Below are 13,836 nucleotides of genomic sequence, written 5' to 3'. Positions count from 1 at the left end.
CGTCAGATCGCCAGCGTTTCGCTGCGCATCAGATTGGCCGGCAGGCCAAACGCGGCCGGACCGCCGACAGCGGCAATCGCCTTGCGCACGAAGCGGTCGTCCACCAGGTCTTTGGCGACAAAGGCCGGGTCCAGCTTGTGCAGGAAGCTGGTGTCGCCTTCCACGCGCACCTGCTGCAAGGCGCGCACCATCTGCTCCGTGTACGAAGGGAAGGGGAAGGGCTGGAAGTCGATGCGGCGCTGGTTCCAGTCCTTGTGCACGATGACGCCGCTCTTTTCGTATTCGGCGTAGTCGGTCACCGTCAATACTTTCGACAGCACTTGCAGCGCGTGCGGCGTGTAGCGGTGGCTATCGCTGCTGGACAGCAGGCGCGCGGTGTCGATCTGGTTGGAGCGCGTCCACAGCTGCGCCTTGACGATGGCGTTGGTCACGCGCTGCGCCCATTCCGGGCGGGTGCTGATGTCGCGCTCCGACAGGAAGGTGACGCAGCAGGCATGGTTCTTCCACGCGTCGCCCGAGAAGCGCAGGATTTTGCCGACGCCATTGGTTTCCGCCAGCGCGTTGAACGGCTCGGCGACGATAAAGCCGGCGATCGATTTGCTGGCCAGCGCCGACACCATCTCGGCCGGCGCCAGCACCACCAGGTTGACCTCTTTCGGCCCGATGGCCGTCTCGCGGCCTTTGCTGACCACCGTCAGGCCATTCCTGGTCAGGATCTGCTGCAGCAGCACGTTGTGGATCGAGTACCAGAACGGAATCGCCACGCTGCGGCCGCCCAGGTCTGTCACCTTGTTGATGTCCTTGGCGACGGTGAGCGCGGAACCGTTGATGTGGTTCCAGGCCACCACCTTGGCCGGGAATTTGGCGCCGTAGCGCACCGACATGGTGGCTGGCGACAGCAGGTGGATCACATTGACCTGGCCGGAAACAAAGGCCTCGATGATTTGCGCCCAGCTGCGGAACAGGCGTGGCGCTTCGGCTTGCAGGCCTTCCGCCTCAAACAGCTTGCGGCCATGGGCCACCAGCAGCGGCGTGGCATCGGTAATTGGCAGGTAGCCGATCTTGACTGGCTGGTCGTCGCCTTTCGGGCCTTGCTGGGCCATGGCGTCGCCGGCGAACAGCAGCGGGGCGGCGATGCTGGCCGTGCTCAAGGCGGACACGCGCAGGAAGTCGCGGCGGCTCATGCCGCAGTCGCAATCGGAAGCGGCGCAGATGTGGACTTTATCGTTCATATGGTGCTTTCTACAGGAGTGGATGCGGCGCTGCGCACGCCTTGCAGGGTGCTCAGGATGTCATTGCGTAGCTGGCTGACGGCGGCGCTGTCGGCCAGGCGTGGACGTGGCAGGTCGACCTGCCATTCCCTGATGATGCCGCCGGGACTACCGCCCATCAGCAGGATGCGGTCCGCCACCAGTATGGCTTCATCGATATCGTGCGTGACCAGCAGCGCCGCCGTGTGCCAGCGATGGACCACATCGACCAGCAAGGTTTGCATGCCGGCGCGGGTGATGGCGTCCAGCGCGGAAAAGGGTTCGTCGGCGAACAGCAGTTCCGGCTGGCGTGCCAGCGCGCGCGCCAGTGCGGCGCGCTGCGCCATGCCGCCCGACAGCGCGGACGGATAGTGCTTTTCGCTGCCGGCCAGGCCAACGGCGTCAATCGCCTGCTGCACGCGTTGGGCGTGCTCGCTGCGGGAGATCCTGGGCTGATGGCTGAAATCCAGTCCAAAGCCGACATTGGCGGTGACGTTCAGCCATGGCAGCAGGCTGGCTTGCTGGAACACCAGCGCGCTGCGCGGATTCGGCTCTGTCAACGGCGCGCCGAGAAACTGCACCGTGCCCGCGCTCGGCGGCTGCAGGCCGGCCAGCACGCGCAGCAAGGTGGACTTGCCGCAGCCGCTGCCGCCCAGCAGGGCGACGATTTCCCTGGGACGCACGCCCAGGGAGACGTCCTTGAAAACGGCGGCGCCGCCAGCGTAGGCGTAAGCCAGGCTGCCGGCGTGCAGCGCCCAGCCGGCGCCGCTCATTGCGTGGCGGCGGCATGTTTGGCCAGCGCCGCCTGGAGTTGCGTGATACTCGGCGTGATCACCGGGATGAACGCCGACTCGCGCCAGCGGCGTGCAAAGCCATCTTCTTCCTGCATCAGGTAAGCGTGACCGCCCTTGGCTTGCAGCTCCAGGCTGACAGCTTGCTGCACCAGGTCTGCCATGGCGATGCGCAGTTTGAACATGGCCGGGGCGGCGGTGACGAAACGTCCATCCGCTACGCCGTCCAGCAGTTGCTGCGTCAGCGCCGCCAGTGCATGCTGGGCGCTGGCGATGTTGTCGCTGAGCTGACCGCGTCCGCTGGCCGCCACCTGGGCTGCCTTGTCCAGCGCTGCCGAGGCCAGGCCGATCGACATTCCACATTGCATGCCGAGGAAGGCAGGGCGCACGCGCGCCAGCCATTCCGGGGCTTGCGGCGCGATGATGTCCTGGGGACTGGCCCGCACCGCGTCCAGTTGCACCGCTGCGGTATTACTGCCGCGCAGGGCGATGAGTTGCAGGTTGCCGCTGCGCTGTACGCCGGCCCCCTCGCTGCTGAACATGGCCACGAATGGTGCTTCGCCATTCACTGGCGCGACGGCCGCTGCGGCGACGAAATGCGGTGGGCGCAGATTGGTAATCCAGGCCAGCTTGCCTTTCAATGTCCAGCCGTCTTGCGCTGGCGTGGCGTGGACCGACAGCGGCTCCATCCCCGACAGGAATTTCATCGCGTTGGACAAGCCGGTGGCGCCCGCCAGCGTGCCGTCCAGCAGTGCCGGCAGCAGGCGCTCGCGCAGCGCCGTGTTGGGACTTTGCAGCAGATACTCGATAAAGCTGCGCTGGCCCCAGTACACAAACGCCGCCGTCACCGAATGACGCGCGATGTCGGCGATGCCAAGGATGGCGTCGCGCACATCGCCATATTGGCCAGCAGCGCCGCCGGAAGCGAGCGGCACGCCGCTGCGGAAACAGCCATGCGCGGCCAGCGCCGGCAATACCTCATTTGCCAGCGCTTCCGATTGATCGAGCGCTTCCGCGTGCCTGGCCAGCCAGTCGTACAGGGCGGCCATGCTTACACAGCTCCGGGCAGGTAAGGTTGCAGCTGTGGATTGACGGGCGTGCCCGCCAGGCTGTTGGCGAAGTTGCACAGCGTGGCCAGGCTGATGCCCAGCACCACTTCCAGCGCCTGCTGCTGGTGGTAGCCGGCCGCCAGGAAGGCTTGCAGGTCGGCGTCATCGACGGCGCCGCGGCGGGCGATGACGGCGCTGGCAAATGCCGCGACCGCGTCCAGCTTGGCGTCGCCGGTGGCCGCGCCTTCATGCAGCGCGCGCACGGCTTCGGCGGACTGGCCGGCTTTCTTGAGCCAGATGGCGGTGTGGCCGGCCACGCAAAAATCGCAGCCGTGAATGCGCGCGGCGGTAATCTGCACCACTTCGCGTTCCGCCAGCGACAGGCTGGCGCGCGCGTTGATGCCGGAGACGGTCATATAAGTCTCCAGCGCCACTGGCGCGTTGGCCAGGACGCCGATCAGATTGGGCAGGTAGCCGTTGTTGGCAATCGCCTTCTCAACGAAGGGGCGGCTGTCTTCGGGCGCGGTCTCCAGGGTTTGCAGCGGCAGACGGGACATGTTGGGCTTTCATAAACAGTGACAGCATATTATCAGTGTCCCGCCGTTTCGCCACCATATCCAAAAGTCGCGGTTTTGTGTTCAAACGTCTTTTTATGCGGCGCGCAGCTGGCGGCGGTAGGCGCCCGGCTGTTCGCCGACGATGCGCTTGAAGGCGCGCGTGAACGCCGCATGCGACTGGTAGCCGACGTGGCTGGCCGCCTGCTCCACCGAGTCGCCCGCGTTCAGGCGCTGCGCCGCCAGCCGCATGCGCAGCCGCAGCAGGAACTGCGCTGGCGGCACGCCGCCAATATCGGTGAAGTGTTTGCAGAAGGCCGCGCGCGACATATGGGCGGCCGATGCCATGCGGGCGATCGACCAGTCCTCGCCGGGGCTGGCCAGCATCTGGTCCAGCAGCGACATGAATTCCGCGCGCTGGGCCAGTGCCAGCAGTCCGGCGCTCAGCGCTTCGCGCTGGCTGGCATGGCGGATCAGGTAAAAGAACAGCAGCTCTACCAGCCGCGCGATGAGCGGTGTCGGGCGTTCCGGCCCACCGCCGCCTTCCGCCAGGATCATGTCGAACAGCGCGGCCGTATGTCCCAGCGCCGCATCGCCATTGCGGCACACCAGCACTGCGGGGAAGGAGTTGATGACCAGGGGACTCAGCGCGCCGCTGAAACTGAAGATGCCGCACGCGATGCCGATGCTGTCCGGCGCTGGCGGCACGCCGAGCGCGCGCATGGTCTGCGGCTGCGCCGGTGCATGCGGATCGCTCGATGGGCTCAGAAAGTGGGGCAGGTCGCTCATCAGGAACACGCCGTCGCGCGCACGCAGATGCAGCGGCGGCTGGTCTTCCCGATGCAGCCAGCATTCTCCTTCCAGCACCAGATGGAAGCTGGCCTGGGCTTGGCCGCTGGTCGATGCCCGCCATGGGCCGCAGTAGCGGCCGACATGGAGTGCGGCGGCGTCCAGCTCTATGCTGCTGAGCAGCCATTGGGCGAGTTTGTCGGAGGTGGCGGCTTGCATGCCATGATTGTAGAACGGCTGGCGCACGGCTGCCAGAACGGATTCGGCATATCCTTATGCGGCTGGCGCAGGAGCGGCCGGTTTGCGATCCAAGGTATAATCCGGGGCTATATTAACGAAAGGATGTGCAACATGAAGATTGCCAAGAATACAGTCGTGACTGTGAATTACAAACTGTCCGATGCCCAGGACAATCTGATCGAAGACGGCAGTCAACCGATGGTCTATCTGCACGGTGGCTACGAGAACACCCTGCCAAAAATCGAAGAAGAACTGGATGGCAAAGAAGTCGGCTACGCGTCGATTATCCAGATCGAACCGGAAGACGCATTCGGCGACTACGACGCCTCGCTGGTGAAGGTGGAAGAGCGTAAGCGCCTGCCAGAGCCGCTGGAAGTCGGCATGCAGTTCGAAGGCATGCCGGACGGCGACGCTGGCGAAGAAGAAGCCATGATCTTCACTGTCACCGATATCGCTGACGACAAGGTAGTCCTGGACGGTAACCACCCGCTGGCCGGCATGGCGCTTCGTTTCTCGCTGAACGTGGTCGATGTGCGTGAAGCCACCGACGAAGAAATCGCCCATGGCCACGTGCACGGCGCTCACGGTCATCACCACGATGACGAAGATGATGAAGGCGACGAAGGCGATCACGTCGCCATCCACCCGATTCACTAAGCTTTACTGCGCTTCGGCGTTGCTGCCCTTGACAGAAAACAGGGCGCCGGCGCCGGGCGTTACCTGGACTTCGGCCCAATCGGCGGCCATGTTCAGATGTCCCACATTGCCGCGCCATTGAATGGCAGGCTCGCCACCAGCGCCTTTCTGGGCGTCGATCAGCAGCACCTTCCCTTTGTATTTTTCAGCCAGTGTGCGAATCTGCTTGCGCATTTCGGCAAAGCCATCCTGTTTGCTCTGAAAACTCGGCAGCAGCGAGAAGCCTTCTTCTGCCGTCACGCCGGGATCGCCGTCCGAGAACAGCACCAGGCCCTGCATCTTTTGTCGTTCGGCCAGCGTGAACAGGCGGTGCAGCCAGGCGCGGTTGGCAACCAGACGGTCTTCAAACTCGCTGTTGCGGCCCGCTTCCGGGAGATAGTGGTTGTTGTTGGCGGGGAGGTTGATGGTGGCGAACAGCACCTTGCTGTATTCCCAGTGCGCGTTTTCCGCATAGCTGCGGAACTTGGCCGTGGACGACAATCGCGTGACCGTCAAATGGTGTGCGCCCAGCGATTCGCCGTCAACGTAGAACAGCTCACGCAGGCGGTTCAGGCGTTCAATCGCATTCGAGCGGCCGGCGGAATTGATACACGCGCTCCAGTCGCTGCCGGCCAGCGAGACGATCATCGGCTGCAGAGACTCATTCAGTACCGCATGGCGCTGTGCATACAGCTTGTCGCTGCAAGGCTCGTTGCGGGCCTTGATGCCGGTGGCGACCACAAACGCGGTATCGCTTTGCGCCGCCTCGGCAATCGCGCGTTTGAGCGCCGCTTCGTCACGGCCATGCTGCAAAGGATGGCCGATGACGCTGAACTGGAATCCGCGCGCGGCCTGCGGTGCGGCATGCGCTGTCGTCGCGGCTGTAGCGGCGAGGGCGATGCACAGCAGGCGGCGCGCGCGCGGGATCATGCTTGCGCCGATTCCGTCAGGCGTTTGATCTGATACAGGCGGTCCAGCGCTTCGCGCGGCGTCAACGCATCCGGGTCGAGATCGTCGAGGGCGTCCAGCAGCTCGCGCATGGCCGGGTTGACGGCAGGTGCGGCGGGTTCGATTTCTTCGTCGTTGGCGTCGGCGATTGGCGCGGCAAACAGGTCCAGCTGCGGCTTGGCGTCCAGCGCCTGCGCTTCCAGGCGCGCCAGGTGCTTGCGCGCGGCCTTGATGACCGGCTGCGGCACGCCGGCCAGCTGCGCCACTTGCAGACCGTAGCTTTGCGAAGCAGGACCGTCTTGAACAGCGTGCAGGAAGACGATGGTGTCCTTGTGCTCCACTGCCGACAGGTGCACATTGCTGGCGGTCGGGTGGCTTTCCGGCAGCTGCGTCAGCTCGAAGTAGTGGGTGGCGAACAGCGAGAAGCTGCGGCTGGTTTCGATCAGGTGGCGTGCAATCGCCCACGCCAGCGCCAGGCCGTCGAAGGTCGAGGTGCCACGGCCGATTTCATCCATCAGTACCAGCGAGTGTTCGGTGGCGCCGTTCAGGATCGCCGCTGCTTCGGTCATCTCCACCATGAAGGTCGAGCGGCCGCCGGCCAGATCGTCGGTAGCGCCGATACGGGTGAAGATGCGGTCGATCGGTCCGATCACGGCACTCTGCGCTGGCACGTAGCTGCCCATGTAGGCCAGCAGCGTAATCAGCGCCACCTGGCGCATGAAGGTCGATTTACCGCCCATGTTAGGACCGGTAATCAGCAGCAGGCGGCGCTCATCGACAAAGCGGCAATCATTGGCGATGAAGCGCTCGATCTGGTTTTCCACCACCGGATGGCGGCCTTCCTTGATGTTGATGCAAGGAGTGTCCACCAGCTGCGGCGCGCACCAGTTGTGGCGCAGCGCGTGGTCGGTGAGGGCGGTCAGCGTGTCCAGCTGCGCCAGCGCCTTGGCGATGGTTTGCAGCGTGCCAATAAACGGCGCCAGGTCGCCCAGCAGCTGGTCATACAGCATCTTCTCGCGCGCCAGTGCGCGGTCCTGTGCCGACAGGGCCTTGTCTTCAAAAGCCTTCAGCTCCGGCGTGATGTAGCGTTCGCAGTTCTTCAGCGTCTGGCGGCGGCGGTAATCGTCCGGCACCTTGGTGGCCTGGCCGTTGGTGACTTCGATGTAGAAGCCGTGGACCTTGTTGTACTCGACGCGCAGATTGGTGATGCCGGTACGCGCGCGTTCGCGCGTCTCCAGGTCAACCAGGTACTGGCCGGCGTTTTCCGACAGCCCGCGCAGTTCATCCAGCTCGGCGTCGAAGCCGCGCGCAATGACGCCGCCGTCACGCACCATCACCGCCGGTTCCGGCATGACGGCGCGTTGCAGCAGATCGAGGCAGGCTTCTGGTGTGGCCAGGTCGGCGTGGATGGCCGCCAGCAGGCCATTGGCGTCGCTCAGCGTGCGCTGCATGCAGTGGCGCAGTGACGGCAGCTGCGTCAGGCCATCACGCAGGCTGGCCAGATCGCGCGGGCGGGCCGACAGCAGCGCGATACGGGTGGTGATGCGTTCGATATCCGGCACTTGCGCCAGCGTGTGCGACAGCGAACCCGTGGCATCCGCCTGTGCCAGCGCGGCGATGGCTTCGTGGCGCGAACGGGCGATGTTCTGGTCGCGGCGCGCGTGGTGTAGCCAGTGACGCAGCAGGCGCGAACCCATCGCCGTGCGGCAGTGGTCCAGCAGCGAGAACAGCGTCGGCGATTCCTGGCCGCGGATGGTTTCGGTCAGCTCCAGGTTGCGGCGCGTGGCGGCATCCAGACCGATGAATTCATTTTCTGTTTCCGTGGTCAGTGTACGCACGTGTTGCAGGCCGCGGCCTTGCGTCGACTGCGCGTAACGCAGCAGCGCGCCCGCTGCGCCGAACGCAGCGCCCAGGCCATCAGCGCCAAAGCCGGTCAGCGTCGAAACGGACAGCTGCTCCAGCAGCGCCTTGTGGCCGCTGACCACATCGAAGTGCCACTCCGGCACGCGGTTGACGTGGCAAGCCGTGTATTCCTCGAACAGTTCACCGTTATCGCCGCGCAGGATCTCGGCTGGCGAGATGCGTTCCAGTTCCTGCTGAATGCGGGCGCTGACCGTGTGGCTGTCGCCCGAGAATTCCATCAGGCGCAACGCGCCGCTGGCCAGCGACAGCCATGCCAGGCCAGCCGTCGCCACCTTGCGCTGGCTGATGATGCACAGCGAGAGCAGTGGGCGTTCAGCTTTTTCCGGCAGCAGGTCGGCATCGGTCAGCGTACCTGGCGTGACCACGCGCATCACCTTGCGTTCAACCGGCCCTTTGCTGGTGGCCGGATCGCCGATCTGTTCGCAGATGGCGCAGGATTCGCCGATCTTGACCAGCTTGGCCAGATAGCCTTCCAGCGAATGGAAAGGCACGCCGCACATCTTGATCGGCTGACCACCGGACGAGCCGCGCGCCGTCAGCGTAATGCCGAGGATACGCGCCGCCTTCTCCGCGTCCTCGTGGAACAGCTCATAGAAATCGCCCATGCGGTAGAACACCAGCATATCCGGATGCTGGCTCTTGATGCCCATATATTGCTGCATCATTGGGGTCAATTTTTCGGTCGGGCTGTTCTTGACGGCTGCGGCGTTGATTTCGTTCGGGACGGTGGTCATTGGTTCTTCAAATGATGGTGCGAGATAACCCATCATTTTACCGCTTTCAGCGCCGCCGCTGGTGAATTCGCCGTGCGCTGCAGCCAGAGAGGGCACTGGGCTAAGCCAAACCACGTAAATCAGTGAGTTGCAGCGAGTATTTGAGGTAGTGCTGGAACGATATGCCTGCGGCACATCGTTCCAGTAAATATCCCTAGTTAATAAACGCCACCAACGCCGGGACGACCTGTTCAGGCGCTTCGTCGATCAGCCAGTGACCGGAGCCTTTGATGATGACGCTCTGTACGTTGTTTGCGTACAGTTGGGCTTGCGTGCCGAGGAAGGCGCCTGCTGATTTTTCGCCGGCGATGGTGAGCACCGGCATGGTCAGCTTGGTTTTGCTCATCGGGCCGAAGTCGGCGGCGTCCTGTTCAAAGTTGCTGAAATAGGCGAAGCCGGCGCGCATGCCGCCTGGTTGTGCATAGGCGTTGGTGTACAGCTTGCGGTCTGCTTCTTTGATGGACTTGCCGCCGTTGGCCGAGAAGTCATTCCAGAAGTGTTCGAAGTAGATGCGTTCGCGGCCTTTGACCAGTGCCAGTGGCGTCTCGCCGTAGAAGTGGAAGTGCCACACGGCGCCCGGTGGGAAAGCATTGCGCCAGTCGCCAACGCCGGGAACGAAGGCGTCCATGACCACCAGGCGGCTGGTGTCAGCCGGGAACTGCGCGGCGTAGCCATAGGCCACCATCATGCCGATGTCGTGGCCGACCACGGCTGCCGGTTCGCTGCTGATGGTTTTCACCAGTTCGTGGATGTCGATCGCCAGGTTTTTCTTTTCATAGCCTTGCTCCGCTTTCTCGGAGCCGCCCGCACCGCGCAGGTCCGGTACGATGACGGTGTGATTTTTGACCAGTTCGCGCATTGCGGGTATCCACATATGGCCGGTCTGGCCGTAGCCGTGCAGCAGTACCACTGGCGTACCTTGGCCGCCCACCTTGTAGTGCAGGCGCACGCCGTTGACCTGTGCGTACTTGTCGGTAAAGCCGTCGACTTTGACGTCAATCGGCGCAGCCGCATGGGCGCCCAGGGCGGACAACGACAGGGCGGACGCCGCGATCAGACGCAGACCAAGGCGGCGGGCAGAGCTAAAAGCGTTAAACATATTCTTCTCCAGAGAGTGAGATCATTGATATCAGGCGGAAGGCATGAAACCTCAGGCTAATTCTTCGTAGGTGTCGTTTCCAATACCCTAAAGAGTTACCTGCGGCGGTTTTCCTGCCTTCCGGTCAGGAATTACAGCTGGCTCATGCCGCCGTCGATAATCAGTTCGGTGCCGACCACGAAGGCTGCTTCAGGCGACGACAGGTAGAGCACGGCGCCAGCGACTTCATCCGGCGTGCCGAAGCGTTTCAGCGGGATCTGTTGCTGTATGCCTGCGGCCATTGCACTCAGTTGCGCTTCCGGCAGGCCCAGGCGGCCATACAGTGGAGTGGCGACCGGGCCAGGGCTGACCACGTTCACGCGCACACCAACGCCCACCAGCTCCGAGGACAGGGTTTTGGCAAGCGAGATCAATGCCGCTTTGCTGGCTGCGTACACCGAAGATGTTGGCATGCCGATGTGGGCGTTGATGGAGCCGTTCAGGACCACGGCCGCGCCACGGTTGAACAACGGCGTCAGCGCCTGGATGGTGAAGTAAGCGCCTTTGACGTTGACGTCAAAGGTGTTGTCCCACAGCGCCTGGTCGACGTCGCTGAACGGGGCGAATTTCGCAACACCGGCATTGATAAACAGTGCATCGATGTGGATGCCTTGTGCCTTCAGTTCGGTGGCCAGCTGTTTGGCATCGCTGATATTGCCCTGGTCGTATTGCAGTGCGATCGCATCGCTGCCCAGTTGTTCCCGGGCTTCTTCCAGTGTTGCCAGGTCGCGGCCGGTGATGATGACGCGGGCGCCTTCGTTGGCAAACTGGGTTGCGGTAGCCAGACCGATGCCGCTGTTGCCACCGGTGACGAGGACGGTTTTGTTTTCAAAGCGTTTCATGTTGATGCTCCAGAGTGAAGTTAGTTTTGCGTGCGGCTTGGATAGGCGCGCAGTTCGGTCAGGAAGGTGATGGTGCGTTCGCCGGCCAGCAGCTCAGGCAGGGCCGCTTCGTAAGCCTGGCGATAAGGCTTGTTCAGGTGCCGGGCCAGGAAGGCTTCGCGGCTGCAGGCCCAGGTTTCGTACAGGACGATGGTGTCCGGCTCGGCCTGGTCTTCATGCACCCAGGTGTTGATGAAGTCCGGCTCTTTCGCCATGTTGTCGACCACGTCGAACAGCATGGCGCGCATTTGTTCGCGTTTCTCCGGGCGCGCCGGTAGGCGTACGACGAAGGCGACGGTTTCACTGGCAGGGTGGGTCAAGGTAGTCATTGCTGGCTCTCAGATGAGTTGGTGTGAGATCACTATATTCATTCCTTGGTTGTGAATCGATGGTCTATATATGTATGACTAATTCATATTTTGTGAATCAAATAAACAGCCGTTTACGATAAAAATACTGCGGCGAGGCAGATCTTTATAAAACCTTTAGACGCTCCACGCTAATCTCCTGGCAGGCTAACGATGAGGAGGGCCGCCATGTATGACGAGACTTTCGATCCAAGACGCAGCGACGACGGATGTGAAGAATCTATTGCTACGCAAAGGCTGTTACGGGCGCAGCGCAAATCCCTGCGGGCCGGGTATCTGGTATTTGCCGTGATCGCGCTGAGCGCCGGCATGCAATTGCTGATCGAATGTCTCTACGGCCGATGAGTTTCGCGCAGCCGGCCAACGCCAGCCTGTGGTGCGTGTTAGAATTTTCACTCTTCCACTTCGCCGGAGCATGACGACATGAACAAGTAATGCGCTGATGCCCTTGCATCTATCTGACTATCGCTGCCCAATGCGACCTGTCAGCCGCATACTGACGTTCATCTTCAGCATCGCTTCCGCGCGCCTGCATCTGCAGGCCACGCCAGCGCTTTGTGCCATTCTGCGGCGGCAGTATCGCGGGCAGTTTTCCCCTCGTTTTTAAGGAAAACCTTATGCCGCATACTGATCAAATTGATGTGTATAACCACAACCGTACTTCCTGGGATCGTCAGGCTGCGCAGAACTGCGAATGGTCGCAGCCCGTCACTGCGGAGGAAATCGCTGCTGCCCGCAATGGCAGCTGGCAGGTCCGGCTGACGCCTGGTGCATTGCCGGCCGGCTGGCTGGATGATGTGCGCGGCCTGCGCATCTTGTGCCTGGCTTCGGGCGGAGGCCAGCAGGCGCCTGTGCTGGCGGCGGCCGGTGCGGACGTCACCGTGTTCGATGCTTCTGACCTGCAGCTACAGCAAGACCGCATGGTGGCGCAGCGCGATGGCCTGACGCTCAAGGTCGTACAGGGCGACATGCGCGATCTGTCGGCCTTCGCCGATGACGCATTCGATGTGGTGTTTCACCCGATCTCCAACCTGTACGTGCCGGATGTGCTCCCGGTCTGGCGCGAGTGCTTCCGTGTATTGCGTCGTGGCGGCAGGCTGCTGAGCAGTTTTTACAACCCGGTGGTGTTTGTAGGCGACCGCGATCCCGCCTATGCGGAGCAGGGACTGATACGTCCGCGTTTTTCAATCCCTTATTCCGATGTCGACGACTTGGAGGCGGAGGCGTTGGCTGCCAGGCAGCAGCGCGGCGAAGCGCTGGTGTTCGGCCATAGCCTGGGCGATCAGATCAACGGTCAACTGGCGGCGGGCTTTGTGCTGACGGGTTTTTACGAAGACCATCAGCCACGCCCGCGCTTTGTGATCGACCGCTATCTGCCGACCTTCCTGGCGACGCGCGCGATGAAGCCGTAACACCTCAATCGTGCTGCTCCAGCGCCGTGCCGCAGCCCTTGCAGAAGCGGGCGTCTGCATCATGGCCTGTGGTGAAGCAGTTGGGGCAGGCACGGGACGAGGAGCGTGGCTGGCCGCGCTGGTAGGTGATTTCCGAGCTGATGATGCCGGTCGGGACGGCCAGAATGCCCCAGCCGAGCAGCATCATGAAGGAGGCGATGGTGCGGCCGGTGTCGGTTTTGGGGACCAGGTCGCCAAAGCCGACGGTAGTCATGGTCGAGATGGCCCAGTAGACGGCGGTGGGAATGCTGGTGTAGCCGTTCTCTGGGCCTTCGACCACATACATTACGGTGCCCAGCAAGAACACAATCAGGAACACGACCGACAGGAAGATGAAGATCTTGCGGCGGCTGGCCATGAGCGCCTCGCCCAGCATGCTGTATTCCTGGATGTAGAGCGTCAGTTTCAGAATCCGGAAGATGCGCAGAAGGCGCAGTATGCGCAAGCCCAGCACCACGTGCGCGCCGGGGAAGAATAGCGATACATAGTTCGGCAATATCGACAGCAGGTCGATCACGCCGAAGAAGCTGCGCGCATACACGGCCGGACGCTTCACGCAGACGCAGCGCGCCACGTACTCGATGGTGAACAGCACGGTGAAGAACCATTCCGCCGCCTCCAGCCAGTCGCCGTGCTGCGCCGCGAACGGCCGCACGCTGGCCATCACCACCACCAGTACACTGAGCAGAATGGCACCGATCAGCGCCAGATCGAATGCGCGGCCCGTGGGGGTGTCCGATTCAAAGATGACCGCATATAGCGACGCCCGCCAGCCACCATCAGGCTTGCCGAGGCGCTGATTTGGATCAGATGACCGCGCGGCAGGCGCAGGGGTTTGATGTTTGTTCTCGTTAGCCATAGTGCCCCATCTTACCGGCAAAATCAGCAGGACAGCGCCGTCATTGCCCCGTTGCTGAGGTGTTGAGCGAAATCATCACTATTCGCGGCCTCACAGCATACGGTGGGTAGCCCCAGTTTCGCTGGAATGGAACTGCCGTAACAATGA

14 protein-coding genes are annotated in these 13,836 nt (G+C 62.7%); 3 read left to right on the top strand and 11 right to left on the bottom strand.

Features of this window, described 5'->3' with window-relative positions; genetic code table 11:
- Window positions 1-2: 2 nt before the first annotated feature.
- From BUA36_RS02915 to BUA36_RS02895, 5 genes are all read right to left on the bottom strand, one after another.
- Window positions 3-1,232 carry an ABC transporter substrate-binding protein gene (locus BUA36_RS02915; protein ID WP_072781172.1) on the bottom strand — a complete coding sequence of 410 codons (1,230 nt, stop codon included), beginning with the start codon at window positions 1,230-1,232 and terminating at the stop codon, window positions 3-5.
- Window positions 1,229-2,023 carry an ABC transporter ATP-binding protein gene (locus BUA36_RS02910; protein WP_072781171.1) on the bottom strand — a complete coding sequence of 265 codons (795 nt, stop codon included), beginning with the start codon at window positions 2,021-2,023 and terminating at the stop codon, window positions 1,229-1,231. Before BUA36_RS02910 ends, BUA36_RS02915 begins: the two co-directional genes overlap by 4 nt.
- Entirely contained in the window at window positions 2,020-3,090 is a 1,071-nt protein-coding gene (locus tag BUA36_RS02905) for an acyl-CoA dehydrogenase family protein (protein WP_072781169.1), read from the bottom strand. The genes BUA36_RS02910 and BUA36_RS02905 overlap by 4 nt, the downstream gene beginning before the upstream one ends.
- A 2-nt stretch (window positions 3,091-3,092) precedes the next feature.
- A complete protein-coding gene (locus BUA36_RS02900) occupies window positions 3,093-3,647 on the bottom strand; it encodes a carboxymuconolactone decarboxylase family protein (protein ID WP_072781167.1) in 555 nt (184 codons plus the stop codon).
- 93 nt (window positions 3,648-3,740) lie between these two features.
- Entirely contained in the window at window positions 3,741-4,652 is a 912-nt protein-coding gene (locus BUA36_RS02895; protein WP_072781562.1) for an AraC family transcriptional regulator, read from the bottom strand.
- Between the two features lie 132 nt (window positions 4,653-4,784).
- Between BUA36_RS02895 and BUA36_RS02890 the strand changes: the two genes are divergently transcribed.
- Complete coding sequence (locus BUA36_RS02890; RefSeq protein ID WP_072781166.1) at window positions 4,785-5,330, top strand: FKBP-type peptidyl-prolyl cis-trans isomerase; 546 nt, start codon at window positions 4,785-4,787, stop codon at window positions 5,328-5,330.
- 3 nt (window positions 5,331-5,333) lie between these two features.
- Here the strand turns inward: BUA36_RS02890 and BUA36_RS02885 are convergent, their stop codons facing one another.
- The 5 genes from BUA36_RS02885 to BUA36_RS02865 form a co-directional block, all read right to left on the bottom strand.
- Entirely contained in the window at window positions 5,334-6,278 is a 945-nt protein-coding gene (locus BUA36_RS02885) for a hypothetical protein (RefSeq protein WP_072781164.1), read from the bottom strand.
- The gene (gene mutS / locus BUA36_RS02880; RefSeq protein ID WP_072781163.1) at window positions 6,275-8,953 is read right to left on the bottom strand and encodes a DNA mismatch repair protein MutS; all 2,679 of its coding nucleotides are present in this window, start codon (window positions 8,951-8,953) and stop codon (window positions 6,275-6,277) included. The genes BUA36_RS02885 and mutS overlap by 4 nt, the downstream gene beginning before the upstream one ends.
- Window positions 8,954-9,146: 193 nt before the next feature.
- Window positions 9,147-10,091 (bottom strand): alpha/beta fold hydrolase, encoded by a 945-nt coding sequence (locus BUA36_RS02875; protein WP_072781161.1) that lies wholly within the window; start codon window positions 10,089-10,091, stop codon window positions 9,147-9,149.
- A gap of 131 nt (window positions 10,092-10,222) precedes the next feature.
- Complete coding sequence (locus tag BUA36_RS02870) at window positions 10,223-10,972, bottom strand: SDR family oxidoreductase (RefSeq protein WP_072781159.1); 750 nt, start codon at window positions 10,970-10,972, stop codon at window positions 10,223-10,225.
- Window positions 10,973-10,992: 20 nt separating this feature from the next.
- On the bottom strand, window positions 10,993-11,340 hold the full coding sequence (locus BUA36_RS02865; RefSeq protein WP_072781158.1) for a putative quinol monooxygenase: 348 nt from the start codon (window positions 11,338-11,340) through the stop codon (window positions 10,993-10,995).
- Window positions 11,341-11,547: 207 nt separating this feature from the next.
- Here BUA36_RS02865 and BUA36_RS30630 point away from each other — a divergent pair, with 207 nt between their 5' ends.
- On the top strand, window positions 11,548-11,724 hold the full coding sequence (locus tag BUA36_RS30630; protein ID WP_167544244.1) for a hypothetical protein: 177 nt from the start codon (window positions 11,548-11,550) through the stop codon (window positions 11,722-11,724).
- Between the two features lie 272 nt (window positions 11,725-11,996).
- Window positions 11,997-12,791 (top strand): class I SAM-dependent methyltransferase, encoded by a 795-nt coding sequence (locus BUA36_RS02855; protein ID WP_072781154.1) that lies wholly within the window; start codon window positions 11,997-11,999, stop codon window positions 12,789-12,791.
- A gap of 4 nt (window positions 12,792-12,795) precedes the next feature.
- Here the strand turns inward: BUA36_RS02855 and BUA36_RS02850 are convergent, their stop codons facing one another.
- A complete protein-coding gene (locus BUA36_RS02850) occupies window positions 12,796-13,689 on the bottom strand; it encodes an ion transporter (RefSeq protein ID WP_072781153.1) in 894 nt (297 codons plus the stop codon).
- Window positions 13,690-13,836: the final 147 nt, after the last annotated feature.

The organism is Duganella sacchari, from assembly GCF_900143065.1.
In the GTDB taxonomy this organism is placed as follows: domain Bacteria; phylum Pseudomonadota; class Gammaproteobacteria; order Burkholderiales; family Burkholderiaceae_D; genus Rugamonas; species Rugamonas sacchari.
The sequence above is the reverse complement of the archived record's forward strand: the minus strand, read 5'-3'. Positions and strand labels throughout refer to the sequence as shown.